Annotated in this window: 21 protein-coding genes; 13 read left to right on the top strand and 8 right to left on the bottom strand. The window is 67.7% G+C overall.

Features of this window, described 5'->3' with window-relative positions; all coding sequences use genetic code 11:
* Window positions 1–9: 9 nt before the first annotated feature.
* Complete coding sequence (locus AC3WLN_RS01330) at window positions 10–1,350, bottom strand: putative bifunctional diguanylate cyclase/phosphodiesterase (RefSeq protein WP_492479257.1); 1,341 nt, start codon at window positions 1,348–1,350, stop codon at window positions 10–12.
* On the opposite strand from AC3WLN_RS01330, the gene AC3WLN_RS01325 reads away from it, so the two are divergent.
* Window positions 1,237–1,716 (top strand): hypothetical protein, encoded by a 480-nt coding sequence (locus tag AC3WLN_RS01325; protein ID WP_492479265.1) that lies wholly within the window; start codon window positions 1,237–1,239, stop codon window positions 1,714–1,716. The genes AC3WLN_RS01330 and AC3WLN_RS01325 overlap by 114 nt on opposite strands.
* Before the next feature lie 63 nt (window positions 1,717–1,779).
* Here AC3WLN_RS01325 and AC3WLN_RS01320 read toward each other — a convergent pair whose 3' ends face one another.
* The 3 genes from AC3WLN_RS01320 to AC3WLN_RS01310 form a co-directional block, all read right to left on the bottom strand.
* On the bottom strand, window positions 1,780–2,655 hold the full coding sequence (locus AC3WLN_RS01320; RefSeq protein ID WP_492479066.1) for a 4-(cytidine 5'-diphospho)-2-C-methyl-D-erythritol kinase: 876 nt from the start codon (window positions 2,653–2,655) through the stop codon (window positions 1,780–1,782).
* Window positions 2,656–2,736: 81 nt separating this feature from the next.
* A complete protein-coding gene (locus AC3WLN_RS01315) occupies window positions 2,737–4,590 on the bottom strand; it encodes a tetratricopeptide repeat protein (protein ID WP_492479065.1) in 1,854 nt (617 codons plus the stop codon).
* 155 nt (window positions 4,591–4,745) lie between these two features.
* A complete protein-coding gene (locus AC3WLN_RS01310; protein ID WP_492479064.1) occupies window positions 4,746–6,407 on the bottom strand; it encodes an electron transfer flavoprotein-ubiquinone oxidoreductase in 1,662 nt (553 codons plus the stop codon).
* A gap of 214 nt (window positions 6,408–6,621) precedes the next feature.
* On the opposite strand from AC3WLN_RS01310, the gene AC3WLN_RS01305 reads away from it, so the two are divergent.
* The 3 genes from AC3WLN_RS01305 to moaB all read left to right on the top strand — a co-directional run bounded on the left by AC3WLN_RS01305 (window position 6,622) and on the right by moaB (window position 9,167).
* Entirely contained in the window at window positions 6,622–7,512 is an 891-nt protein-coding gene (locus AC3WLN_RS01305) for a uracil-DNA glycosylase (protein WP_492479063.1), read from the top strand.
* 103 nt (window positions 7,513–7,615) lie between these two features.
* Window positions 7,616–8,524 (top strand): KPN_02809 family neutral zinc metallopeptidase, encoded by a 909-nt coding sequence (gene ypfJ / locus AC3WLN_RS01300; RefSeq protein ID WP_492479061.1) that lies wholly within the window; start codon window positions 7,616–7,618, stop codon window positions 8,522–8,524.
* Between the two features lie 85 nt (window positions 8,525–8,609).
* Window positions 8,610–9,167, top strand: coding sequence for a molybdenum cofactor biosynthesis protein B (moaB, locus tag AC3WLN_RS01295; RefSeq protein WP_492479060.1), 558 nt, complete (start codon window positions 8,610–8,612; stop codon window positions 9,165–9,167).
* A 27-nt stretch (window positions 9,168–9,194) separates the two neighbouring features.
* Here moaB and AC3WLN_RS01290 read toward each other — a convergent pair whose 3' ends face one another.
* Window positions 9,195–9,716 (bottom strand): glycosyltransferase family protein, encoded by a 522-nt coding sequence (locus tag AC3WLN_RS01290; RefSeq protein ID WP_492479059.1) that lies wholly within the window; start codon window positions 9,714–9,716, stop codon window positions 9,195–9,197.
* A gap of 168 nt (window positions 9,717–9,884) precedes the next feature.
* Here AC3WLN_RS01290 and AC3WLN_RS01285 point away from each other — a divergent pair, with 168 nt between their 5' ends.
* Window positions 9,885–11,009 carry a PA0069 family radical SAM protein gene (locus tag AC3WLN_RS01285; protein WP_492479058.1) on the top strand — a complete coding sequence of 375 codons (1,125 nt, stop codon included), beginning with the start codon at window positions 9,885–9,887 and terminating at the stop codon, window positions 11,007–11,009.
* On the opposite strand, the gene rnhB is transcribed toward AC3WLN_RS01285, so the two are convergent.
* From rnhB to AC3WLN_RS01270, 3 genes are all read right to left on the bottom strand, one after another.
* Complete coding sequence (gene rnhB, locus AC3WLN_RS01280) at window positions 10,975–11,604, bottom strand: ribonuclease HII (RefSeq protein WP_492479057.1); 630 nt, start codon at window positions 11,602–11,604, stop codon at window positions 10,975–10,977. The two genes, AC3WLN_RS01285 and rnhB, sit on opposite strands and share 35 nt — an antisense overlap.
* A gap of 66 nt (window positions 11,605–11,670) precedes the next feature.
* On the bottom strand, window positions 11,671–12,750 hold the full coding sequence (locus AC3WLN_RS01275; RefSeq protein ID WP_492479056.1) for a glycosyltransferase family 4 protein: 1,080 nt from the start codon (window positions 12,748–12,750) through the stop codon (window positions 11,671–11,673).
* A complete protein-coding gene (locus tag AC3WLN_RS01270; protein WP_492479055.1) occupies window positions 12,747–13,568 on the bottom strand; it encodes a UDP-2,3-diacylglucosamine diphosphatase in 822 nt (273 codons plus the stop codon). The genes AC3WLN_RS01275 and AC3WLN_RS01270 overlap by 4 nt, the downstream gene beginning before the upstream one ends.
* Window positions 13,569–14,156: 588 nt before the next feature.
* On the opposite strand from AC3WLN_RS01270, the gene AC3WLN_RS01265 reads away from it, so the two are divergent.
* The 8 genes from AC3WLN_RS01265 to AC3WLN_RS01230 all read left to right on the top strand — a co-directional run bounded on the left by AC3WLN_RS01265 (window position 14,157) and on the right by AC3WLN_RS01230 (window position 24,422).
* Window positions 14,157–15,365 (top strand): aminotransferase class V-fold PLP-dependent enzyme, encoded by a 1,209-nt coding sequence (locus tag AC3WLN_RS01265; protein ID WP_492479054.1) that lies wholly within the window; start codon window positions 14,157–14,159, stop codon window positions 15,363–15,365.
* An 84-nt stretch (window positions 15,366–15,449) separates the two neighbouring features.
* The gene (locus tag AC3WLN_RS01260; protein ID WP_492479052.1) at window positions 15,450–16,388 is read left to right on the top strand and encodes a D-2-hydroxyacid dehydrogenase; all 939 of its coding nucleotides are present in this window, start codon (window positions 15,450–15,452) and stop codon (window positions 16,386–16,388) included.
* Window positions 16,389–16,502: 114 nt separating this feature from the next.
* A complete protein-coding gene (locus AC3WLN_RS01255) occupies window positions 16,503–17,363 on the top strand; it encodes an NADP-dependent methylenetetrahydromethanopterin/methylenetetrahydrofolate dehydrogenase (RefSeq protein WP_492479051.1) in 861 nt (286 codons plus the stop codon).
* Window positions 17,364–17,368: 5 nt separating this feature from the next.
* The gene (gene fchA / locus AC3WLN_RS01250) at window positions 17,369–18,010 is read left to right on the top strand and encodes a methenyltetrahydrofolate cyclohydrolase (RefSeq protein ID WP_492479050.1); all 642 of its coding nucleotides are present in this window, start codon (window positions 17,369–17,371) and stop codon (window positions 18,008–18,010) included.
* 230 nt (window positions 18,011–18,240) lie between these two features.
* On the top strand, window positions 18,241–19,419 hold the full coding sequence (locus AC3WLN_RS01245; protein WP_492479049.1) for a malate--CoA ligase subunit beta: 1,179 nt from the start codon (window positions 18,241–18,243) through the stop codon (window positions 19,417–19,419).
* Window positions 19,420–19,439: 20 nt separating this feature from the next.
* On the top strand, window positions 19,440–20,333 hold the full coding sequence (gene sucD, locus AC3WLN_RS01240) for a succinate--CoA ligase subunit alpha (RefSeq protein ID WP_463769553.1): 894 nt from the start codon (window positions 19,440–19,442) through the stop codon (window positions 20,331–20,333).
* Between the two features lie 224 nt (window positions 20,334–20,557).
* Complete coding sequence (locus AC3WLN_RS01235) at window positions 20,558–23,317, top strand: phosphoenolpyruvate carboxylase (RefSeq protein ID WP_492479048.1); 2,760 nt, start codon at window positions 20,558–20,560, stop codon at window positions 23,315–23,317.
* Between the two features lie 130 nt (window positions 23,318–23,447).
* Window positions 23,448–24,422, top strand: a complete 975-nt coding sequence (locus AC3WLN_RS01230; RefSeq protein WP_492479047.1) for an HpcH/HpaI aldolase/citrate lyase family protein — start codon at window positions 23,448–23,450, stop codon at window positions 24,420–24,422.
* Window positions 24,423–24,493 lie beyond the last annotated feature (71 nt).

Genomic DNA, 24,493 nt, shown 5'->3' with positions numbered 1-24,493 from the left:
GGCGGTCCGTCAGGCTGCCGCCTGGCGCATCGCCGGCGTCGGCGCGATAGCGGCGAGGCCGCAATCGGAGCCCTCGGACGTTTCGGCTTCAGACGGCGCGATCACGATTCTGCCGTCCGCATCGGACCATTGCGTGAGGAGCCCGTCGGTCGTGGCCTTGTCCATGGGTCGCCCGAAGAGGTAGCCCTGGCCGTAGGTGCACCCCTGACCAGCCAGCCAGTCGACGCTGGTCCCGCTCTCGATGCCCTCGGCGGTGGTGAGAAGGCCGAGGCTGGAGCCCAGGGCGATGATCGCATCCACGAGCTTGGCCCGATCGCTGCTCTCGCGCATCGATTCCACGTAGCTGCGATCGATCTTGAGCTTGTCGAATTGCAGCTCGCGCAGATGGTACAGGCTGGAATAGCCCGTCCCGAAATCGTCGAGGGCGATGCGGACGCCGAAATTCTGAAGCGACTTCAAGGCGATCCGCGCCGCTTCGAGATCGTTGACGAGCGCCGTCTCGGTGATCTCGATCTCCAGGCGGCCCGGCGCGAATCCGGTCTCCGTCAGGATGCCGAGGATGTGCTTGGGCAGGTGCGGATCGCGCAGTTGCAGCGGCGAGATGTTGATCGCCAGTTGGAGATGGGCCGGCCAGAGCCGAGCGTCCCGGCAGGCTCGGCGCATCAGCGACCAGGTGAGCTCGGCGATCAGGCCGGTCTCCTCAGCGAGGCTGATGAAATCGGCAGGGGTGAGGACGCCCAACCGGGGATGATTCCAGCGGGCCAGCACCTCGAACCCGATCAGATCGCGGCCGGGCAGGGACACCACCGGCTGGTAGAACGGCTCGATCTCGCCCTGCTCGATGCCGACCCGCAACTCGCCCTCAAGCCGGGCCCGCGCCTTCAGGGCCTGACTCATGTCGAGATGGAAGAACCGGTAGGTCCCGCGCCCATCCCGCTTACCCTGGTACATGGCGACATCGGCGGCGTGCAGCAGCGCCTCGGCGGTCCGGCTTTCCTCCGTCGCCGTCGCGATGCCGATGGTGGCGCCGATTTCGAGACGGCTCTGGGTCCAGGCGATCGGCTGTGAGAGCGAGTCGATGACGCCTTGTGCGAGGCGAGCGAGGACTTCCGGATCGCTGCCGCCGTCGAGGAGCAGAGCGAACTCATCGCCCCCGAGACGCGTGACGAGGCTCTGGGCCGGGGCAAGAGCCCGCAGGCGGTCGGCGATGACGCAGAGGACCGCATCACCCGCGGCATGACCATGCACGTCGTTGATCGGCTTGAAGCGGTCGAGGTCGATCAGCATCACGGCAACCCGTGGAAGATCAGAGGCCGCGCGGATGCGCGCTTCGAGGGTTTCCCGGAACAGCCGGCGATTGGCGAGACCCGTCATCGCATCGTGGCGTGCGACGGCCTCGGCACGGGCCTCAGCCCCGTCCCGATCCAGCATTACCTTGCGCAGTTTGAACGACTTGCGAATCGCCGCAACGACCACGCCCAGGCTCATGCAAAGGGACAGCATCAGGAGATCGTGAAGCTGATGCGTCCGGGTCGCGTCGAGGAGAATCGTGAAGAATCCGAGCTGGGTGCCGACGATCCAGATGCAGCAGCCGATCATCATCAGGCAGAGGAGTTCTCTGAGTTCGCCCTCTCCCCAAGAGTTGTTTTTGTGATCGGGCATGCACCGCTCCTTGCGCGGGCCGACCCTGCAGACTCAAATCTTGAGCGAGCGTAAAGCTGACGCCGCAAGTCGGCGTGGATGCAGGAAAAGTTGCTATCCGACCGGGATGCCGAATGCTTAGCGCAGCATCGCCGCGCTGACCCACCAACCAGGGTAAGCCCGCCCGATGCTGCGCGCGGCGCGGGCCGCCTCGGATCGATGCTCGAAGATTCCGAACACCGTCGCACCGGACCCCGACATCCGTGCCAGGCGGCAGCCGGGGGCGGCCCGCAGGGCCTCGAGTGCCACATCGATCACCGGGGCGATGCTTCGCGCCGGAGCTTCCAAGTCGTTGCGCGCGGGGGTGATCGTGCGCAGGAGCGCATCCGCCCCGAGGCCGGCGGCGATGACGGGATGGGCGCCTGTGCCATGGCGATCGCCGACCGCGAGACCGAGGGCCCGGAACACCGGCGCGGTCTCGACCGGGACGCCCGGATTGATGAGGACCGCCGGCAGCGCGGCCAATTCCAGGGCGGGTCCCACGGCCTCGCCCGCCCCCCGCATCATGCGGGCGCGGGGCACGAGGCAGACCGGGACATCGGCTCCCGTGGCCCGCGCCGCCGTCACGAGGTCCGGGTGGTCCGGTGGCAGATCGTTCAGGCGGCCGAGGAGGCGCAGGGCCGCTGCGGCGTCGGAGGAGCCGCCGCCGATCCCCGCGGCCACCGGAAGCCGCTTCACCAGATGGAAGGCGCCGTGGCGCAGGCCCGGCCGCAGGCGCGCGAGGTGCCGCGCCGTGCGGATGACGAGATTGTCGCCGAGGGGGCCGGCCGGGCCGGCCGTCGGGCCGGAGACGGTGAGCGCCAGCTCGTGTCCCGGCGAGAGCGTGAGCGTGTCGCCCGCCCCGGTGAAGACCACGAGGCTTTCGAGCTCGTGGTAGCCGTCGCCTGCCCGGCGGCCCAGGACGTGGAGGGTGAGGTTGATCTTCGCCGGAGCGCGGGTGACGAGGGGGGACACGGACACTCGGAGCTGAAGGGTCGGGCAATCGCGAGGCCGGTCTGACCCCGCGATGCGCGTCCCGTCAAGCCTCCGGTGCGATCAGCCGCCGCTCTTCTTGTCGGCCGCCCCCGGAGGCTCGTTCGGGGCCGGAGCCCCCTTCGGCAGTTCCGGGTTGACCTTGCTCTCGGGCGGGTTCTCGGCGGTGGCCGCAGGCTTGTCGAGTTCCGGCAGGCCGTCCTTCAGCTTGGCGTTGATCTTCTCGAGATCGTCCGGCTCAGGGTTCAGGTCCTTGGCGTGCTGCCACTGGAACTTGCCCTCCAGGCGACGGCCGGCTCGCCAGTAGGCGTCGCCGAGGTGGTCGTTGATGGTCGGGTCGCCGGGCTTCAACTCGATCGCCTTTTCCAGCTCGCGCACAGCGTCGTCCCAGCGCCCGAGGCGGAAATAGGCCCAGCCGAGGCTGTCGATGATCATGCCGTCGCGGGGCGCCGCATCGACGGCCTGCTTCAGCATCGTGAAGGCTTCGTCGATGTTCATGTTCTGGTCGACCCAGGAATAGGCCAGGTAGTTCAGCACCTGAGCCCGGGCGCCGGGCTGGCTCGCGGGCACCAGTTCCAGGGCCCTCTTCAGGTCGGCCTCGGCCTTGGGCCACTGCTTGGCGCGCTCGTAGGCCGTCCCGCGGAAGTAGAACGTGGTCCAATAATTCGATGCCGGCCGGTCGCCGATCAGCGCGATGGCGCGGCTGTAGGTCTCGGCCGCCTCCTCGTACTTCTTGCGCGAGCGCTGGACGTTGCCGAGCGCCGTGACGACGTCGATATCGTCCGGATGCGCCTTCATGGCGGCGTCCAGATGAGCGATGGCCTCGTCGCCCTTGCCCATCTGCTCGAGGTTCAGCCCGACCTGGACATCGGCGTTCAGGCGCAGGGGGGAGGTGGTCGGGATCTGCGAATAGGCTTCGTTGGCCCGCTCGGTCTGCTTCATCCGGTCGAGGAGGTCGGCCAGGGTCAGCCGCGCCAGGGCATGCTCGGGCGCGAGGTAGAGGGCGAGGCGCAGGTAGACCACCGCCGGCAGCTCGTCACCCTGCGTCGAGCCGGCCGAGCCGAGCCCGTACAACACCTCGCCGGCACCCTCCTGGGCCGAGTTGACCAGGCGGCTGAGGGGCTTGCCCTCCTTCAGCTTGGTCAGGGCGTCGCGCACGATGGGATGGCGCGGCAGCAGCTTGTCGAATTCGGTGTAGGCCTGGATCGCGAGGTCGGTGCGTCCGGCCTGGGCCTCGAAACGGGCATAGGCATCGACGATGCGCAGGGTGTTGCGGTCGGCATCGTAGGCGGCCTTGAGGCGCCGCTCGGCTTCCGCCTGGTCGCCCACCAGGCTGGCGATCAGGCCGGCATGGAAGTCGCGGAAGGTGTTGTAGTAACGCTCGCCCTTCAGCTTGTTGATGGTCTCGAGCGCACGCTTGCCGTCGTTGGCCCCGGCGAAGGCCCAGGCCGTGAGCAGCGTACCGGTGAGGTCGGCGGCGGCACCCCGGCCGCTGCGGGCGAAATTCTGGCGGGCCTGCGCGAACTGGCCGGCCTTGATCTGGCGTACGCCGAGGGCGAGCTGGGCGAGACCGTTGGAGCCGTCGCGGCTCGTCAGCCGCTCGGCGGCCCGGAAGGCATCGGGCAGGGAGCCGTCGGCGAGCAGCGACACGAAGGCGCGCTCCAGCAGTTCGGCGTTGCGCGGGTCGGCCTTCACCGCCTCGCGATAGAAGCTCGCGGCGGCCGCGGTGTCCTTCGAGGCGCCGGCGATATAGGCGGAGAGGAAGTTGCCTTCGAGGGATTCCGCCGGTTCGTACTCGGAGACCGGCGCGGATTCCCGCGGTTGGGCGGCGTAGGCCGCCGGGGAGGCCGCGAGGCAGACGGCGAGGGCCGAGAAGACCCGGCGTCCGGTCCGGCGGGTTTTGGCGTTTCCGTTCATGGGCACCGATCGCGGCTCCTGCGCACCGGCCATCTCGATGGCCGGGCTCGATTGGGGCGGGACACTGGACTCTTACCGCCATCCTCGCAAGGCGTAAGGATGGCGGCGCGCGTCGCCCGCCATCCCGTCTCTCTCATCCGTGAAGCAGCCTGCCCTCACATGTTCGGATAGTTCGGTCCGCCCGGTCCTTCCGGGGTCTCCCAGTTGATGTTCTGGTTCGGATCCTTGATGTCGCACGTCTTGCAGTGGACGCAGTTCTGGGCGTTGATCTGGTAGCGCACGCCCTCGCTGGCGCCGGCATCCTCCACCCACTCGTAGACGCCGGCCGGGCAGTAACGTGCCGACGGTCCGCCGTAGACGTCGTGCTCCGAGGCCTTCTGCAGCTCCATGTTCCGGACCTTGAGGTGGGCCGGCTGGTCCTCCTCGTGGTTGGTGTTCGAGAGATAGACCGAGGAGAGCCGGTCGAAGGTCAGTTTGCCGTCGGGCTTCGGATAGACGATCGGCTTCACGTCCTTGAGCGGCTTCAGCGTCTCATGATCCGGCTTGCCGTGCTTGAGCGTCCCGAAGGGCGAGGCCTCCAGAATCGTGTTCGACCACATGTCGAGGCCGCCCAGCCCGACGCCGACGAGGGTTCCGTATTTCGACCAGAGCGGCTTGACGTTGCGGACCCGCTTCAGGTCCTGCCCGATGGGGCTGTCGCGCCATCCGTTCTCATAGGTCGCGAGCTCGTCGCCCTGGCGACCGGATTCAAGCGCCTGGGCCAGGGCCTCGGCCGCCTGCATGCCGGAGAGGACCGCATTGTGCGAGCCCTTGATGCGCGGCACGTTCACGAAGCCGGCGGAATCGCCGACGAGGCAGCCGCCCGGAAAGACGAGCTTCGGCACGGACTGCCAGCCGCCCTCCATGATCGCGCGGGCGCCGTAGCCGATGCGCTTGGCCCCCTCGAAGGTCTCGCGGATCATCGGGTGGGTCTTGAAGCGCTGGAACTCCTCGAACGGCGACAGGGTCGGGTTCTCGTAGTTCAGGTGCGTGACGAAGCCGACCGAGAGCAGGCCGTCGTCGAAATGGTAGAGCCAGGAGCCGCCGCCGGCCTTGTTCGGCAGGGGCCAGCCCATCGTGTGCTGCACGAGCCCGGCCTGGAAACGGTCGGGCGCCAGCTGCCAGAGCTCCTTGACGCCGAGGCCGTACTTCTGGTGGTCGCTGTGGGCGTTGAGCTTGAACCGGTCGATCACCGTCTTGGTCAGCGAGCCGCGCGCGCCTTCGCCGAAGACCGTGTACTTGGCCCGAAGCTCCATGCCACGGGTGTAGTCGTCGCGCGGCTCACCGGACTTGCCGATGCCGAGATCGCCCGTGGCGACGCCCACGACGATGCCGGCCTCGTCATAAAGTACCTCGGAGGCCGGGAAGCCCGGGTAGATCTCGACGCCGAGTTCCTCGGCCCTGGCGCCGAGATACTTCGTGACGTTGGAGAGCGAGCCGACGAAATTGCCGTGGTTGGACATCAGCTTGGGGAAGAACAGGTTCGGCATGGTGACGCCGCTGTTCTTGGTCAGGAACATGAACTCGTCGCGCTCGACCGCCGTCTTCAGCGGCCGAGCGGCGTCCTCGCGCCAGCCGGGAAGCAGGCCGTCGAGCCCGGACGGGTCGATCACCGCACCCGACAGGATGTGCGCGCCGACCTCGGAGCCCTTCTCCACCACCACGATGCTCACATCCGGCGCCAGTTGCTTGAGGCGAATGGCGGTCGCGAGCCCGGCCGGACCGGCGCCCACGATCACCACGTCGAACTCCATCGCCTCGCGTTCGGGCAGCGCCATCCGTCATCCTCCTGTGGTGCATCCGCTTTCCGCGGGCGCGTTCGTCGTGCGATCCCATGTTTGAGGTTCACTCTCAACCCATTCCAACCTGGGAACGCAAGCGTCCCGCCGGCGCGGCACCCTGGGTGGTGACGATGTTGCACGGGGTAAAAGGTGGTGCGTGACGTCGCACGCCCAGTTGTCCACAACCCCTTCAGGCGCCACATCAGCGGGCATGAGTCACGGTGAAGACCGACATAGGGATCTGATCGCCAACCTCGACTTCCATGTCGAGGCGGGCCTCGACCTGTTCCTGGACGAGGCGCCGCATGATCGCTTCGCGGAAGCCGACGCGCCGGAGCCGTCGCGGCCCACCCGTGATCGGCCGGCGGCGGAGCGGCGGGCTCCCGAACGGACGCGCGCGCCCCTCGACGACACCTTCCGCACCGAACTGCCCCCGCGCGACGTTCCCGCGCCCGCACCGGCCCGGACCTACGGGCAATCGGCCTCGGCCAAGCCCGGCGATGCCGCCGGCGACGCCCGCGCGCGCGCTAAGGACGTTCAGACCCTCGAGGAGTTGGAAGCGCTGCTGGCGGGCTTCGACGGCTGCCCGCTGAAATTCACCGCCAAGAACCTCGTCTTCGCCGACGGCAATCCCACCGCCAAGCTGATGTTCATCGGCGAGGCGCCGGGCGCCGATGAGGATCGAATCGGCAAGCCCTTCATGGGTCGTTCGGGCAAGCTGCTCGACCGTATGATGGCGGCGATCGGCCTCGACAGAAGCAACGCCTACGTCACCAACATCGTGCCGTGGCGGCCGCCGGGCAATCGCAACCCGACCCCGCAGGAAGTCTCGATCTGCAGGCCCTTCATCGAGCGGCAGATCGAACTCGCCGACCCCGACCTCATCGTCTGCCTTGGCAGCCCGGCCACCCAGGCGATTACCGGTACCAAGGACGGTATTCTGAAAGCGCGCGGCCGCTTCTACCCGTACCGGGTCGGGACCCGCGAGATCCGCACCCTGGCGACGCTGCATCCAGCCTACCTGCTGCGCCAGCCGCTGCAGAAACGCCTCGCCTGGCGGGATTTCCGGACCCTGCGCGCGGCCCTCGACGGGAAGGCCTGAGCCGGGTAGGCCCGGCGGGCAAGCGGAACCGTATCCCGCGCCCGCGACTTACTTTACGCGGCCGTGTATGGGCTCGCGTGTCCGGACAGGGTGTAACGAGATCATGCGCTGGGAAGACTTCCGCTCTTCGGACAATGTCGAGGATCGGCGCGGCGAGGGCGGCGGCGGCGGTTTCGGCTTCCCCGGCGGCGGTGCCGGCGGCCTCGGCATCGGCACCATCGTGATCCTGTGCATCATCGGGTGGGTCACGGGCATCAACCCGGCGATCCTCATCGGGGGCGCCGAGCAGATGTCCGGCGGCGGGCGACCGCGCCAGGAGCAGGTCGACCCGCAGACCCAGGCCCAGCGCAAGACCAAGCCCACCGACGAGAGCGGACGCTTCGCCGCGGCGATCCTCGGCAACACCGAGGATGTCTGGAAAGAGGTCCTGCCGAACCAGACGGGACGCCAGTACCGACCGACCGCGATGGTGCTCTACACCGGCGGCACCCGCAGCGGCTGCGGCTCGGCCCAGGCTGCGATGGGGCCGTTCTACTGCCCGCTGGACAAGAAGGTCTATCTCGACACCTCCTTCTTCAAGGAGATGGAGCAGAAGTTCGGTGTGAAGGGTGACTTCGCCTACGCCTACGTCATCGCCCACGAGGTGGGCCACCACGTCCAGGACGAACTCGGCATCCTGGGCAAGGTCCAGAGCCGCCAGCAGAACGCATCCAGCAAGACGGAGGCGAACCAGCTCTCCGTGCGCATCGAGCTGATGGCCGATTGCCTCGCCGGCGTCTGGGCCAAGAACTCCAACGACAAGTACAATTCCCTTGAGCAGGGCGACATCGAGGAGGCCATGCAGGCGGCGAGCGCCATCGGCGACGACAAGCTCCAGAAGCAGTCCCAGGGCTACGCCGTGCCGGATTCGTTCACGCACGGTTCGTCCGAGCAGCGGATGCGCTGGTTCATGACCGGCTACCGCAGCGGGCAGACCAAGTCCTGCGACACGTTCCGGGCAGCGCGCAACTGAGGTGCAGGGGACGCGCTGTCCGGCTCCCGTGCTTTGGGATACCATCGTGCCGGTACCCCCCGGGTTCGGTTGAAGGCATTTCGTGATGGTCGCATCGGACAAGACCCGCAGCTTCATCCCGCTGGCCATCGCGGTGCTCACGGTCTCGGACACCCGCGTCGAGGAGGATGACCGCTCCGGCGACACCCTCGTGGAGCGCCTGAAAACGGCGGGCCACACCCTGGCGGCCCGCGCCATCGTCCCCGACGAGGTCGAGGCGATCCGCGGGCAGGTGGAGGCCTGGAGCAGCGACCCGGCGGTCGACGTCGTCATCACCACGGGCGGAACCGGGTTCACCGGGCGCGACGTCACCCCCGAAGCGATCGAGCCACTCTTCGAGAAGCGGATGGACGGCTTCTCGGCCGTCTTCCACCGGATCTCCTACGACAAGATCGGGACCTCGACCCTGCAGTCGCGGGCCACGGCCGGCGTCGCCAATGCCACCTACATCTTCGTCCTGCCCGGATCGCCCGGCGCCTGTCGCGACGCCTGGGACGGTATTCTGGCGGCGCAGCTCGATTATCGCCACCGCCCCTGCAACTTCGTCGAGATCATGCCTCGGCTCGACGAGCACCTGCGGCGGGGCGCTTCGATCACGGTCTGAGGCTCTGCCGGAAACCGGCCGTTCGAATCAGGCTCGATCGAGACGGGCCGAGAGTGCACGGACCTTCAGGCGGCGGCCGAAGGTCGGACCGGCCAGGAGACGTTCACGCCGGACGAGATCACCCGGTCGCGGAGCGTTGACGCCGATGACGCTCTCGCCACGGGCAGCCAGGCGTGCCGGCAGACCGGTATGCGAGCGCCGGAGACGGGCCAACGCGACCTCCGGCCGGGCCGTGCCGATGAAGCGGTCGACGAGGCGGATCCAGCCCTCCACCGGAACGTCGCCGGCCTCGAGGCAGAGCACCCAGTCCCGCCGCGCCGCCTTCGCCCCCGCCGACCAGGGCGACGACCCGCGTCCGCGCAGCACGACCTTGGCGCCGGTCGCCTCGGCCACCGTCTCGATCGCCGGGTTCGCCGCGGACACGATGATCACCGCATCGCCCACGAGCCCCGCTGCGACGCCCGCCACCAGCGCGCCGAGCGTATCGGCGAGTTGATCGACGGCATCGGGGTCGTTGGGCCGGGTCACTGAGATGAGAGCCGAGAGCATGCGCGCGCATACCGCATTTTTGCGTGGAGCAAAGCCATTCCACGGAAACGCATCGCCGACAGGCGGGTAGAAATGCCGAGGCAGACGGGATCTGCCTGAAATATCGGCAGTTTCCCCCGCGCGTGTTCGTGTTATGTTCCTGGTCGATCCGACGGATGATCAGTGCCGATGCCTCCAGACGCGCCTCGTTCTTCAACGGCCGACCTGGAGCCCTTACGGCGCCTCGGCGATACGACGCCGCAGCCGGCGGGACGGCGCGGACGGGGTGCGACAGCCAACCCGAGCGGACGCTACGAGGCGGCGCGGCGGGAAGCCTTCGACGACGGCTGGCACGGCATCGGGGAGGGGGCGCCCCTGCGGACCGAGGTGAGGCCGGAGCACGCCCGCACGCTCATCACCCGCAACACCTCGCCGGACATCTCGTTCGATCGGTCGATCAATCCCTACCGCGGCTGCGAGCATGGCTGCGTCTACTGCTTCGCCCGACCGAACCACGCCTATGTCGGTCTCTCGCCGGGCCTCGATTTCGAGACCAAGCTGTTCCGGAAGGTGGATGCCGGCGCCCTGCTCGAACGGGAATTGTCGGCACCGGGCTACAGCCCCGCCACCATCGCACTCGGCACCGCCACCGATCCCTACCAGCCGATCGAGCGGGAGCACCGCGTCACGCGCGCGGTGTTGGAAGTTCTGGCACGCTTCCGCCACCCGGTCGGGATCGTGACCAAATCGAATCTCGTCGTACGCGACATCGACCTGCTGACCGATCTCGCCCGGGACGGGCTCGTGAAGGTGGCGGTCTCGGTGACCACCCTCGATCCGGAACTGGCGCGCCGGCTGGAGCCGCGGGCACCCCATCCGACGAAGCGCCTGGAAGCGATCGGACGGTTGAGTGCGGCTGGCATCCCCGTGATGGTCATCGCCGCGCCGATCATTCCGTCGCTGAACGACCACGAGGTCGAGGCGATCCTGGCCCGGGCCCGCGACCTCGGCGCCGTGGAGGCGAGCCACGTGCTCCTGCGCCTGCCGCTCGAACTCGACGCCCTGGTGAACGACTGGTTTGCCGAGCACTACCCGGGCCGACAGCGGCACGTCATGTCGCTGGTCCGCGCGGCCCGCGGCGGACGCGCCTACGACGCGACCTTCGGAACGCGGATGACGGGCACCGGCGCCTATGCCGACCTCATCCGCCAGCGCATGCGCCTCGCCCGTCAGCGTCTCGGCTATCCCGAGGTGCGGCGGCGTCTGCGCACCGACCTGTTCAGAGTCCCGACGGACCAGTTGAGCCTGTTCTGAGGTCGTAGGCACGGGTGAAACTGAGGCGGTGGTGGGGAGAGCGGCCGCGGAGTGCGAGCCCGGCGAGGTGGGTACGCGTGCCGTAGCCGACATTGCTCGCCCAACCGTAATCCGGATAGCGGTGGGCGAGCCGCCGCATCAACGCATCGCGCAGGGTCTTGGCGACGATGGAGGCGGCCGCGATTTGCGGCACCAGCCGGTCGCCGCCGATCACGGCCCGGCCGGGCAAAGCAAGACCGGGAACGGGGTCGCGACCGTCCACCCAGACGGGCGCTTCGAGCCCCAGGGCCAGCACCGCCCGCCGCATGGCATCGAGGGTGGCGGCACGGACGTTGATCCGATCGACCAGGGCGCGCGAGCCGGCCGCCATTGCGACGCGGGCTTGCGCGCGGATCAGCGGGGTCAGCGCCTCGCGCTCGGCTGCCTTCAGGCGCTTGCTGTCGTCGAGGCGGGCGAACAGAGCGGGCGCGAGAGCGGCCGGGTCGAACCAGACCGCCGCGACGATCACGGGTCCGCAGAGGGCACCGCGTCCGACCTCGTCGCAGCCGATGACGGCCGGGAAGGTCTCTGCCAGGCGCGGGTCGAACGGCGGCATCGGGCATGTTCCTGGGCGGGGGACTGGCCCGCCCCCCTAACGCGGAGCGCGCGGCCGGTCCACGCCTCAGCGGAGTTCGACGACACCGCGCGGAGCGTCGTCCGAGGCCCGGAGCCGCATCGGTGCCGTGCCGTGGGCGCGGGCGATGTTGTCATAGAACTGGCGCGCGCTCTCCGCCCAGGTGTAGCGCAGGGCTTCGCTCCGGCAGCGGGCGCGCGGGATCGCGAGGGCGCCGAGGGCGGCCGTACGCAGGTCATGGTCGAGCACGCCGGCACCCGTCCGGCCGATCACGTCGAGGGGGCCGGTGACGGGATAGGCGGCCACGGGCACCCCGCAGGCGAGGGCTTCGAGGAGCACGATCCCGAAGGTATCGGTCAGGCTCGGAAATACGAAGGCGTCGGCGCCGGCATAGAGTGCGGCGAGGTCGGCGCCGGTCCGGGTGCCGAGGAAATGCGCCTCGGGCGCGATCGCTGCGAGGCGGGCCCGGTCCGGCCCGTCTCCGACGACCACCTTGGTACCGGGCAGGTCGAGACGCAGGAACGCTTCGAGATTCTTCTCCACCGCGAGCCGCCCCACCGACAGGAAGATCGGGCGGGGCAGGCCGGCGAGATCGGCCGGCTCCGGCATCACCGGCGAGCGCGGCCGGAACAGGTCGGTGTCGACCCCGCGGGTCCAGCGCATCAGGTTGGTGAAGCCGCGTGCTTCGAGGTCGCGCTCCAGGGAGGGTGTCGACACCATCGTGCCGTTCGCCGCGCCGTGGAAGCGGCGGAGCCAGGCGTAGCTCCAGGCTTCCGGCACCGGCGCCCGGGCCGAGAGGTATTCCGGAAACCGGGTGTGGTAGCTCGTCGTGAAGGGCCGGCGATGGGCCAGGCAGTAGCGCCGGGTGGCGTAGCCGACCGTTCCCTCCGTCGAGATGTGGACGTGGGTCGGACGAAGGTCGTTCCAGAGCTGCGACACGTGCCGCTTGGTCGCGTAGGCCAGCCGGATCTCCGGGTAGCCCGGCAGCGGCACGGACGCGAAGTCCTGGTGCGTCAGGAACACCGGATCGAAGCCGTAGGCGGCCCCGGCCGCCGCCATGTTCTCCAGGGAGCGGACGACGCCGTTCACCTGCGGGTGCCAGGCATCCGTGGCGATGAGGAGCCTCACGCGACCGCCCGGGCTCCGTCGGGACGCTGGCGTCCGACGAGGTCGGCCCGCGCGGTGCGTGCCCGCACCAGGCTCGGATAGTGCAGCACCTCCATGGTACCGTCGTAATGCTCGACGATGGCGGTGCAGGATTCCACCCAGTCGCCGGTGTTGAGGTAGGTCAGCCCGTTGATCTGGCGATTGGCCGCATGGTGGATGTGACCGCAGATCACCCCGTCGGCGCCGACGCGCTTGGCTTCGGCGCTCAGCAGTTCCTCGAACTTGCCGATGAAGTTGACCGCGTTCTTCACCTTGAGCTTGGCCCAGGCCGAGAGGGACCAGTAGGCGAGCCCGAGGCGACGGCGCGCCGTGTTGACGTAGGTGTTGATGAACAGCGCGAAGGCGTAGGCGCCGTCGCCCAGGAAGGCGAGCCACTTGGCATGGCGCACCACCATGTCGAACTGGTCGCCGTGGATGACGAGGTAGCGCTTGCCGTCGGCGGCCTCGTGCAGGCGCTGGTCGGCGATCTCGATGCCGCCGAAGGTCATGCCGATATAGTCGCGCAGGAATTCGTCGTGGTTGCCCGGGACATAGACCAGCGTCGAGCCCTTGCGCACCTTGCGCATCAGCTTCTGCACGACGTCGTTGTGGCTCTGGGGCCAGTACCAGCCGGATTTGAGTTGCCAGCCGTCGATGATGTCGCCGACGAGATAGATCTCGTCCGCATCGTAATCGCGCAGAAATTCCAGCAAAAGGTCGGCTTGGCATCCCTTGGTGCCGAGATGCATGTCGGACAGGAACAATGTCCGGACGCGGGTCGTCTCGGTGTCTTCGCCCACGCTCGCCTCCGGGACTGCCTTCCGTTGCCAGGAGCCAAACCGGATTCCCGTATCAGTTTGATGACGTCGCGGGTCGGGGAGGGCGCGTCTTCTGCGCCGCGACGTAAGCTCTTCTTCCACAAAAAAAATTTTGATTTGGGACCAAGTATTTCGGGTTTTCCTTTCTGCGGGAAGCGGGGCATAGTCCCGCTCAAGGTGCCCCACCGGGCCGCGTCCGAGGACGCATGACCGGAGCCCATCGAGGCGAACTAAGGGTGCCGTCCCCGGGGACGACGACGCTGACAACGGCCCAGCGGTGAACGCGTTTCGAGCGCGACCCGGCCCATGGAGAAGAGGCTTGAGGTATTCGGTGGCGCGCGCGGCGACGGGCGTCGAAGGTCAGCCTTCGGCGGCGACGGACATCGGTCCGGCATCCACGCGGACGTTGCGCGCGAACGAGTTCGTCCCGCGATTCATCTAACCAGCGGCTGCCAGGAACGTCCGGGTTCGACCCGGGCGCTCCGACGCGGTCCGCTTCAACCCTCGGCGCATCTGTGTCGCCGCACGCGGAGCGCGTGTCGGCGCAACGTAAGAAACGGAGAAAATCCCATGGCGGCAACGCGACGTCCCGGCCGGAACCACCTGTTCGTCCCGGGCCCGACGAACATCCCGGATCGCGTGATGCGCGCGATGATGGTGCAGTCCGAGGACCACCGCTCGGTGGATTTCCCGGCGCTGACCAAGCCCCTCTTCGAGGACACCAAGGCCGTCTACGGCTCGAAGGACGGCACCATCTTCCTGTTCCCGGCCTCGGGCACGGGCATCTGGGAGTCCGCTCTGTCGAACACCCTGTCGCGCGGCGACAAGGTGCTGGCTGCCCGCTTCGGCCAGTTCAGCCATCTCTGGATCGACATGGCCCAGCGCCTCGGTCTCGAGGTCGTCGTGCAGGACGAGGCCTGGGGTACGGGTGCGAACCCGGAGCGGATCGGCGAGGCCCTGCGCGCCGACAAGAACCATGAGATCAAGGCCGTCATGGTGGTCCACAACGAGACCGCCACCGGCGTCACCAGCGATGTCGGTGCCGTGCGCAAGGCCATCGACGCTGCGGGCCATCCGGCCCTGCTGTTCGTGGACGGCGTCTCGTCCATCGGCTCGCTGCCCTTCAAGATGGACGAGTGGAAGGTCGACTGCGCCATCGCTGGTTCGCAGAAGGGTCTGATGCTCCCGGCCGGCCTCGGCGTGATCTGCGTCAGCCAGAAGGCGCTCAAGGCCGCCGAGACCTCGTCGGGCCAGAACGACCGCCTGGCGCATGTCTATTTCGATTGGGCCGACCACCAGAAGCAGAACCCGGCCGGCTACTTCCCCTACACCCCGCCGCTGCCGCTGCTCTACGGCCTGCGCGAGGCGCTCGCCTGCCTCAACGAGGAGGGCTTGGAGAACGTCTACCACCGGCACCACGTGCTCGGCGAGGCGACCCGCCAGGCCGTGGCCGCCTGGGGCCTCAAGACCTGCGCCCAGGAGCCCAAGTGGAACTCGGACACCGTCACGGCGATCCTCGTGCCGGAGGGCGTCGATGCCGCCGCGATCATCAAGCACGCCTACGTGCGCTACAACCTGGCGCTGGGCGCCGGCCTCAGCCAGGTCGCCGGCAAGGTCTTCCGCATCGGTCACGTCGGTGACATGAACGAGCTGTCGCTCCTGGGCGCCATCGCGGGCGCCGAGATGGCGATGCTCGACCACGGCGTGAAGGTCCAGCCCGGTTCCGGCGTCGCCGCCGCATCGAGCTACCTGCGCGAGAACCCGCTGTCGAAGTCCTGAGCCCTCGGCGCCGGAGCGGGTCCGCCTGCTCCGGCGCCCTCGAACACCCTATCCGTGACCCGGCCGGATCGGCCAGAGGATTCCATGACGAAGAAGATCGTGTTCCTCGACCGCGAGTCCCTGGACGCCAAGGTCCGTGAGTTCAACTTTCCGCACGAATACGTCGAGTACGAGTCGACCTGGACGCCGGAAGAGATCGTCGAGCGCCTGGAGGGCGCCGAGATCGCGCTGATCAACAAGGTCCCGATGCGGGCCGAGACTCTGAAGCGACTGCCCGATCTGAAGCTGATCGCGGTGGCCGCCACCGGGACCGACGTGGTCGACAAGGAGGCCGCCAAGGCCCAGGGCATCACGGTCGTCAACATCCGCAACTACGCCTTCAACACCGTGCCCGAACACGTGATCGGCCTGATGTTCGCCCTGCGCCGGGCCATCGTGCCCTATGCCAATTCGGTGCGTCGGGGCGATTGGGCGAAATCGACACAGTTCTGCTACTTCGACTACCCGATCCACGACATCGCCGGTTCGACCCTCGGCATCGTCGGCTACGGAGCGCTGGGCAAGTCGATCGCCAAGCGCGCGGAAGCCCTCGGCATGAAGGTCATCGCCTACGACGTGTTTCCCCAGGATGGGCTCGTCGATTTCGAGACGATCCTGACCGAATCCGACGTCATCACGCTGCACGCGCCGCTGACGCCCGAGACCCGCAACATGATCGGGCGCGAGCAACTGGCGAAGATGAAGAAGCACGCGCTCCTCATCAACACGGCCCGCGGTGGCCTGGTGGACGAGGAAGCCCTCGCCGAAGCGCTCAAGGCCGGCACCATCGGCGGAGCGGGCTTCGATGTCGTGATGACCGAACCCCCGAAGAACGGCAACATCCTCTGCGAACTCGACCTGCCCAACCTCATCGTCACGCCCCACGTGGCCTGGGCGAGCAAGGAGGCGATGCAGATCCTGGCCGACCAGCTCGTCGACAATGTCGAGGCCTTCGTCGCCGGCAAGCCGCAGAACGTGGTGTAACGCGGGTCCGCGCTCCCCAAAGGCCGGGGCGCATCGTGATCGCCGAAGCGATCGACCACATCGAGATCAAACGCCAGCCGCGCCGAGCGCGGGACCCACAGGGATCATAAGAAAATGAAGAAGCTGCTGTTCCAATTCGACACCGACGCCGTCCCGAGCGTGTTCGACGTGGTCGTCGGTTACGATGGCGGCGCGGATCACATCACCGGCTACGGCAACGTCACCCCGGACAACGTCGGCGCACTGGTCGACGGCACGATCTACACCCGCGGCGGCTCGGAGAAGAAGTCGACCGCGATCTTCGTCGGCGGCGGCAGCATGGCGGCCGGCGAGGCGGTGTTCGAGGCGGTCAAGAAGCGCTTCTTCGGTCCGTTCCGCGTCTCGATCATGCTGGATTCCAACGGCTCGAATACCACCGCCGCTGCCGGCGTAGCCCTGGTTCAGAAGGCCGCCGGGTCGCTCGAGGGCAAGAAGGCCGTCGTCCTCGCCGGCACCGGTCCGGTCGGCATGCGCTCGGCCGCCCTGCTCGCCCAGGAAGGCGCTGAGGTGATCCTCTGCGGACGCTCCCTCGACAAGGCTCAGGCCGCCGCGAACCAGATCAACACGCGCTTCAAGGTCAACATCAAGGCCGCCGAGACGCCCGATGCCGCCTCGCGCGCCAAGATCGTCAAGGGCCAGAACCTGGTGTTCTCGGCCGGCGCGATCGGCCTCGAGCTGCTGCCCGAGGATGCCTGGAAGGACGAGGCGAGCATCGAGTTCGTGGCCGACTACAACGCTCAACCGCCCCTCGGTTTCGGCGGCATCGAGGCCATGGACAAGGGCAAGGACCGCCACGGCAAGAAGGTCTTCGGTGCGCTCGGCATCGGCGGGCTCAAGCTCAAGCTGCATCGCGCCTGCGTCGGCCAGCTCTTCGACAACACCGAGCAGGTTCTCGACGCCGAAGCGATCTACGCGCTCGCCAAGAAGATGGCCTGACCGCCATGGCCGAGAAAGAGAACGCCGCGAACGAGACCATCCAGACCTTCCTCGACGGTCTGGCGAGCTCGGCCCCGACGCCCGGCGGCGGCGGCGCCGCCGCCATCTCCGGTGCCATGGGCGCCGCGCTCCTGAGCATGGTGTGCAATCTCACCATCGGGAAGAAGAAGTACGTCGAGGTGGAGGAGGAGCTGAAGCAGATCCTCGGCCGGTCCGAGGCCCTGCGCACCGAACTCACCGGCATGATCGCCGACGACGTCGAGGCGTTCGACGCGGTGATGGGCGCATACGGCCTTCCCAAGGTGACGGACGAGGAGAAGGCGGCGCGTCAGGACAAGATCCAGGCCGCCCTCAAGGTCGCCACCGACGTACCGCTCGCCTGTTGCCGCGCCTGCCGCAAGGTCATCGACCTCGCCCAGACCGTCGCCGACAAGGGCAACCTCAACGTGATTTCTGATGCTGGCGTCGCGGTGCTCTCGGCCCATGCAGGCCTGCGCAGTGCCGCTCTCAACGTCTACGTGAACGCGAAGGGCCTGGAAGACCGCGCGTTCGCGGAGGAGCGCCTGCGCGAACTCGAAACCCTCATGGGATCGGCTGGTCCCCTCAACGAGTCGATCTACGAGATCGTCAAGGCGAAGGTGAACTGAGCATCCGCCTCGGGCACCGGCACCTCACGCGAAGTCAAATCGCGTGATCTGATATACCAAGAGCTGCTCCCGACGCCATCGGGGCAGCTCTTGTGCAAAGTGAATACAGTCGAGCTGCCTTCAAGGCAGAGTGAAAGAGGCTGTAAAAAAATATAAGTCGCAAAGCACTTTCCGTGAAGTGAAATTTACGAGACAGTCGCGGCAAGGAAGAAACGCCGAGGAGAACGCCCATGGACGTGCACGAGTACCAGGCCAAGGAACTGCTTGCCGGTTTCGGCGTCGCCGTTCCGAAGGGAGCCGTCGCCTTCAGCGCCGATCAAGCGGTCTATGCGGCGACCGAGCTCGGCGGCTCCTTCTGGGCAGTGAAGGCTCAGATCCATGCGGGCGCCCGCGGCAAGGCCGGTGGCATCAAGCTGTGCCGGACCTACAACGAAGTCCGCGACGCCGCGAAGGACCTTCTCGGCAAGCGATTGGTGACCCTCCAGACCGGACCCGAGGGCAAGCCCGTCCAGCGCGTCTATATTGAGACCGCGGACCCCTTCGAGCGTGAACTCTACCTGGGCTACGTCCTCGACCGGAAGGCCGAGCGGGTTCGGGTCATCGCCTCCCAGCGCGGCGGCATGGACATCGAGGAGATCGCCGCCAACGAGCCGGACGCCCTCATTCAGGTGGTCGTCGAGCCGGCGGTGGGCCTTCAGCAGTTCCAGGCCCGCGAGATCGCCTTCCAACTCGGCCTGAACATCAAGCAGGTCGCGGCCGCCGTGAAGACGATCATGAACGCCTACCGGGCGTTCCGCGACTGCGACGGCACCATGCTGGAGATCAACCCCCTCGTCGTGACGAAGGACGACCGGGTGCTGGCGCTGGACGCCAAGATGTCCTTCGACGACAACGCCATGTTCCGCCGGCGCAACATCGCCGACATGCATGATCCCTCGCAGGGCGATCCGCGCGAGGCCCAGGCCGCCGAGCACAACCTCTCCTATATCGGTCTCGAGGGCGAGATCGGCTGCATCGTCAACGGCGCCGGCCTGGCCATGGCCACCATGGACATGATCAAGCATGCCGGCGGCGAGCCCGCGAACTTCCTCGACGTCGGCGGCGGAGCCTCGCCGGACCGGGTCGCGACGGCCTTCCGGCTCGTCCTCTCCGACCGCAACGTGAAGGCGATCCTCGTCAACATCTTCGCCGGCATCAACCGCTGCGACTGGGTCGCTCAGGGCGTCGTCCAGGCCGCGCGCGAGGTGAAGATCGACGTGCCGCTCGTCGTCCGGCTCGCCGGCACGAATGTGGAGGAGGGTCAGAAGATCCTGGCCGAGAGCGGTCTCGACCTCATCACCGCCGACAGCCTGTCGGACGCGGCCGCCAAGGCGGTCCAGGCCTGCGAAGCCGCCAAGAAAAGCCACTGAGCCGCGGGGGAGGATACGTCATGAGCATTCTGATCGACGAGAAGACCCCGATCCTGGTCCAGGGCATCACGGGCGACAAAGGTACCTTCCACGCTAAGGAGATGATGGAGTACGGCTCCAACGTCGTCGGCGGCGTCACGCCCGGGAAGGGCGGCAAGACCCATCTCGGCGTGCCGGTCTTCAACACCGTCAAGGAGGCCGTCGAGGCCACCGGCGCCACCACCTCGATCACCTTCGTGGCGCCCCCCTTCGCGGCCGACGCCATCATGGAGGGGGCCGACGCCGGATTGAGCCTGATCTGTTCGATCACGGACGGTATCCCGGCCCAGGACATGATGCGGGTGAAGCGCTACCTGCGCCGCTACCCCAAGGAGCGCCGGACCATGGTGGTCGGCCCCAACTGCGCCGGCATCATCTCGCCCGGCAAGTCGATGCTCGGGATCATGCCCGGCCACATCTACCTTCAGGGCAATGTCGGCGTGATCTCGCGCTCGGGCACCCTCGGCTACGAGGCCGCCGCGCAGATGAAGGCCGAGGGCATCGGGATCTCGACGTCGGTCGGCATCGGCGGCGATCCGATCAACGGCTCTTCCTTCCTGGATCACCTCGCACTCTTCGAGCAGGACCCGGAGACCCGGGCCGTGCTGATGATCGGCGAGATCGGCGGTCCTCAGGAGGCCGAGGCCTCGGCCTGGATCAAGGAGAACATGTCGAAGCCCGTGGTCGGCTTCGTCGCCGGCCTCACCGCTCCGAAGGGGCGGCGGATGGGCCATGCCGGCGCGATCATCTCGGCCACCGGCGACTCGGCCGCCGAGAAGGCCGAGATCATGCGCTCTTACGGCCTGACCGTGGCGCCGAGCCCCGGTGAGTTCGGCTCGACCGTGGCGCAGGTGATGCGCAAGCTCGCGGCCTGACCATCGAAACCCTCCCCCGGCGGCGGGGGAGGGCGGCTCGCGGGGCGACCGAGAGGGAGCGAACGCTCCGGAGCCGGTGCTCGTCGCCGCAAGGACGCTGTTTCGGCCCGCCCCGCTTTACGGGCCAGCCTCTTCCACGGTGGGAAGACGCATCACACGGGACCCATCCGTAGACCGCTTCCGTCGCGGTCCATCGGCGAAGAACTTTTTCAAGGTGGCCTTCGATGACGGATACTCTTCACGCCCCGGTCGGAGCCGTCGACCACACCTTCGCGCCCCCCGTCATCACGGGGACCTCCTCGAAGGAAGCCCTCGACATCCTGTTCCACGCCCTGCTCGCCGTGGCGCGCCGTCACGAGCCCGAGCTCGAAGACGTGCTGCACGGGCGGGCCAACATCTCTGAATTCTCGCCCGAGCTCCTGGCGCGCGCCCTCCAGGTCCAGGGGATCTGGTTTCAGCTGCTTTCCATCGCCGAGCAGAACGCAGCCATGCGTCGGCGCCGGCAGGTCGAGCGTACCAAGGGCCGCGAGGCACTGAGCGGCAGCTTCAGCGCCGTCCTGGCGGATGCGGCGGCGAGCGGCATCAAGGCCCCAGAGATCCACGCCCTGCTCAAGGACCTGCGGATTCGTCCGACGATCACGGCTCACCCCACCGAGGGCAAGCGCGTGACCGTGCTGGAGAAGTTCCGTCGCATCTATCTGGTGCTGCGCGAGCTGGAACTGCCGCGCTGGACTGAGCGCGAGCGCAACGGCCTGATGAACGAGCTGCGCGACCAGATCGAGCTCGTCTGGATGACGGGCGAGTTGCACCTGGAGAAGGCCACCGTCGAGCGTGAGGTCGCCTGGGGCCTGCATTTCTTCGACGAGACGCTGTTCGAGATGCTGCCCGAGGTGCTCTACTCGCTGGAAGAAAGCCTGGCGCAGTATTATCCGGACGAGAAGTTCGAGGTGCCGCCATTCTTCCAGTTTGGTTCCTGGATCGGCGGCGACCGCGACGGAAACCCCTACGTCACCTCGTCCGTGACCCGCGCGACCCTGCAGCGCAACGCGCTGGCCTCACTGCGACGCTACCGCGACGGCGTCACCGCCCTTGGCCGGACGCTCTCCCTGACCGAGCGCTCGCTGCCGGTGCCGGAGACGTTCAAGGCCGCTCTGGCGCAGATGCTGACGGAGAGCGGCGACGGCCGCGCCATCGCCAACCGCAATCCGGGTGAGGCCTACCGGCAGTTCCTCACCTGCGTGCTGCGCAAGCTCGAGGCGACCATCCTGCGCAACAAGGGCCAGCGCTCGACCGGGCCGGACTATCCGAGCGCGGACGGCCTGATCAGCGACCTGCGCACCCTGGAGCAGGGGCTCGCCGACGCGAAATGCCCGTCCTTGGCTATCGACCTCGTGCGCCCGGTCCGCCGCATGGTCGAGATCTTCCGCTTCTCGACCGTGCGCCTCGACCTGCGCGAGAACACCACCCGTACCACGAAGACCCTGCAGGCCCTCTGGACCCAGACCAACGGGCAGAACCGCACCCCGCCGGACGTCGACTCGCTCGATTGGAAGAAGTGGCTCGTCGACGAGCTGGCCCGGCCGCGCAGCGGCGAACGCAGCTTCGAGGATTTGCCGGACGACGCCCGGGAGACCCTGGAGACCTTCGCCCTGGTCGGCGAGATGCGCGAGCAGCTCGACCGGGAGGCGTTCGGCTCGTTCATCCTGTCGATGACCCGTTCGGTGCAGGACATCCTCGGGGCCTACCTGCTCGCCAAGGAAGCGGGCAACTTCCTCGATGCCGCCGGCACCGAGATCTGCTGCCTGCCGATCGTGCCGCTGTTCGAGACCATCGACGACCTGCGCGCCGCGCCGGCGATCATGAAGGAGCTGTTCTCGATCCCTCTCGTCCGCCGCTCCACGCGCTGGCAGGGCGGCGTGCAGGAGGTCATGATCGGCTACTCGGATTCCAACAAGGACGGCGGCTTCGTCGCGTCGAACTGGGAACTCTACAAGGCGCAGGACAAGCTGACCCGGCTCGGCAAAGAATCCGGCGTGCCGATCGCGTTCTTCCACGGCCGGGGCGGCTCGGTGAGCCGGGGCGGCGCTCCGACGGCACGCGCCATCGCGGCCCAGCCCCCCGGGTCGATCAACGGTCGTTTCCGCACCACGGAGCAGGGCGAGGTCGTCTCGTTCAAGTACGCCAACCGGGGGACGGCCGCCTATCAGATGGAGCTTCTCGCCTCCTCGGTCTTCCAGCACGCCCTGAAATCGGAGCGCGAAGCGTCCCGGACGCCGCGCAGCGAGTTCGACGATTGCCTGGAGGCCCTGTCGGGCGCCTCGCGGGCGGCCTACGTCAACTTGATCCAGCACCCGGACCTCGTCACCTATTTCGGGGCGGCGAGTCCCCTGGACGAGATCGCGCTCCTCAATATCGGATCGCGGCCCGCCCGTCGCTTCGGTGCGCGTTCTCTTTCCGACCTGCGCGCGATCCCCTGGGTCTTCGCCTGGTCGCAGAATCGCCACGTCATCACCGGCTGGTATGGCGTGGGATCGGGGTTGAAGAGCTTCCTCGATGTGCGGGGCCAGCAGGGCGAGGCGCAGCTGCAGCGGCTCTTCGCGGAATCGAAGCCGTTCCGCCTCATCCTCGACGAGGTCGAGAAGACGCTGCTGATGGTCGATCTCGAGATCGCCCGCGACTATGCGAGCCTCGTCCCCGACGAGGGCGCCCGCAACAGCATCTTTCCGCTGATCGAGGCCGAGTATGCGCTCACCCGCGAGATGGCCCTGCGGGTCAGCGGCGGCAGCGAACTCGCCGAACGCTTTCCTCTCTTCCGCGACCGCCTGAACGGCCGGCTGCCGACCATCAATCAGGTCAGTCGTGAGCAGGTCGAGTTGCTGCGCCGCTTCCGCTCGGAGGAGGACGAGGATCAGCGCGAGGCGGTGAAATCTGCCCTTCTGCTATCGATCAACTGCATCGCCGTCGGCTTCGGCGCGACGGGTTAACGATTTTGTCAGGATCCCGCGGGCGCGCCATGGCCTTCGGCCTAGCGCGCGAACGCGTCTCGCCCGGTATGCTGGCCCGACTTTCGGGTCTCATGAACGTCCAGAACACGTCGAACAGGAAGGATAACCAATGAGCTTCACCCTGATCCAGCAGGCGACGCCGCGCCTCCACCGCTCGGAACTCGCCGTCCCGGGCTCCAACCCGACCTTCATGGAGAAGTCGGCGTCCTCCAACGCCGACGTCATCTTCCTCGACCTCGAGGATGCGGTGGCCCCCGACGACAAGGAACAGGCCCGCAAGAACATCATTCAGGCGCTCAACGACCTGGATTGGGGCAACAAGACCATGATGATCCGCATCAACGGTCTCGACACCCACTACATGTACCGCGACGTGGTCGACATCGTTGAAGCCTGTCCGCGTCTCGACATGATCCTCATCCCCAAGGTCGGCGTGCCGGCGGACGTCTACGCCATCGACGTGCTGACGACCCAGATCGAGCAGGCCAAGAAGCGCGAGAAGAAGATCGGCTTCGAGGTGCTGATCGAGACGGCGCTCGGCATGGCCAACGTCGAGGCCATCGCGACCTCCTCGAAGCGCTTGGAAGCCATGTCGTTCGGCGTCGCCGACTACGCCGCCTCGACCCGCGCCCGCTCGACCGTGATCGGCGGCGTGAACAAGGACTTCTCGGTGCTGACCGACAAGGACGAGGCCGGCAACCGCGAGACGCATTGGCAGGACCCGTGGCTGTTCGCGCAGAACCGCATGCTGATCGCCTGCCGCGCCTATGGCCTGCGCCCGATCGACGGCCCCTTCGGCGACTTCTCCGATCCGGACGGCTACACCTCCGCCGCCCGCCGCTGCGCCGCCCTCGGCTTCGAGGGCAAGTGGGCGATCCACCCCTCGCAGATCGACCTCGCCAACGAGGTGTTCACCCCCTCCGAGGCCGAGGTCACCAAGGCCCGCCGCATCCTCGAGGCCATGGAAGAAGCCGCGAAGGCCGGTCGCGGTGCCGTCTCTCTCGACGGCCGCCTCATCGATATCGCCTCGATCCGCATGGCCGAGGCGCTGATCGAGAAGGCCAACGCCATGTCCGGCCGCTGAAGGGCGGACGCACCGAGAGACCAGAACCCGCAACTCGGCCGCCCCTTCGGGGCGGCCCTTTTGTTTGGGGG

Source organism: Methylobacterium sp. FW306-05-D (genome assembly GCF_058782155.1).
The sequence above is the reverse complement of the archived record's forward strand: the minus strand, read 5'-3'. Positions and strand labels throughout refer to the sequence as shown.

Bases quoted from the DNA above. Each gene is read 5' to 3' on its own strand.
- AC3WLN_RS01325 (WP_492479265.1), top strand. From the start codon at position 1,237: ATGACCATGCACGTCGTTGATCGGCTTGAAGCGGTCGAGGTCGATCAG.
- AC3WLN_RS01315 (WP_492479065.1), bottom strand. From the start codon at position 4,590: ATGAACGGAAACGCCAAAACCCGCCGGACCGGACGCCGGGTCTTCTCG.
- AC3WLN_RS01310 (WP_492479064.1), bottom strand. From the start codon at position 6,407: ATGGCGCTGCCCGAACGCGAGGCGATGGAGTTCGACGTGGTGATCGTG.
- AC3WLN_RS01305 (WP_492479063.1), top strand. From the start codon at position 6,622: ATGAGTCACGGTGAAGACCGACATAGGGATCTGATCGCCAACCTCGAC.
- ypfJ (WP_492479061.1), top strand. From the start codon at position 7,616: ATGCGCTGGGAAGACTTCCGCTCTTCGGACAATGTCGAGGATCGGCGC.
- moaB (WP_492479060.1), top strand. From the start codon at position 8,610: ATGGTCGCATCGGACAAGACCCGCAGCTTCATCCCGCTGGCCATCGCG.
- AC3WLN_RS01290 (WP_492479059.1), bottom strand. From the start codon at position 9,716: ATGCTCTCGGCTCTCATCTCAGTGACCCGGCCCAACGACCCCGATGCC.
- AC3WLN_RS01285 (WP_492479058.1), top strand. From the start codon at position 9,885: ATGCCTCCAGACGCGCCTCGTTCTTCAACGGCCGACCTGGAGCCCTTA.
- rnhB (WP_492479057.1), bottom strand. From the start codon at position 11,604: ATGCCGCCGTTCGACCCGCGCCTGGCAGAGACCTTCCCGGCCGTCATC.
- AC3WLN_RS01265 (WP_492479054.1), top strand. From the start codon at position 14,157: ATGGCGGCAACGCGACGTCCCGGCCGGAACCACCTGTTCGTCCCGGGC.
- AC3WLN_RS01260 (WP_492479052.1), top strand. From the start codon at position 15,450: ATGACGAAGAAGATCGTGTTCCTCGACCGCGAGTCCCTGGACGCCAAG.
- AC3WLN_RS01255 (WP_492479051.1), top strand. From the start codon at position 16,503: ATGAAGAAGCTGCTGTTCCAATTCGACACCGACGCCGTCCCGAGCGTG.
- fchA (WP_492479050.1), top strand. From the start codon at position 17,369: ATGGCCGAGAAAGAGAACGCCGCGAACGAGACCATCCAGACCTTCCTC.
- AC3WLN_RS01245 (WP_492479049.1), top strand. From the start codon at position 18,241: ATGGACGTGCACGAGTACCAGGCCAAGGAACTGCTTGCCGGTTTCGGC.
- sucD (WP_463769553.1), top strand. From the start codon at position 19,440: ATGAGCATTCTGATCGACGAGAAGACCCCGATCCTGGTCCAGGGCATC.
- AC3WLN_RS01235 (WP_492479048.1), top strand. From the start codon at position 20,558: ATGACGGATACTCTTCACGCCCCGGTCGGAGCCGTCGACCACACCTTC.
- AC3WLN_RS01230 (WP_492479047.1), top strand. From the start codon at position 23,448: ATGAGCTTCACCCTGATCCAGCAGGCGACGCCGCGCCTCCACCGCTCG.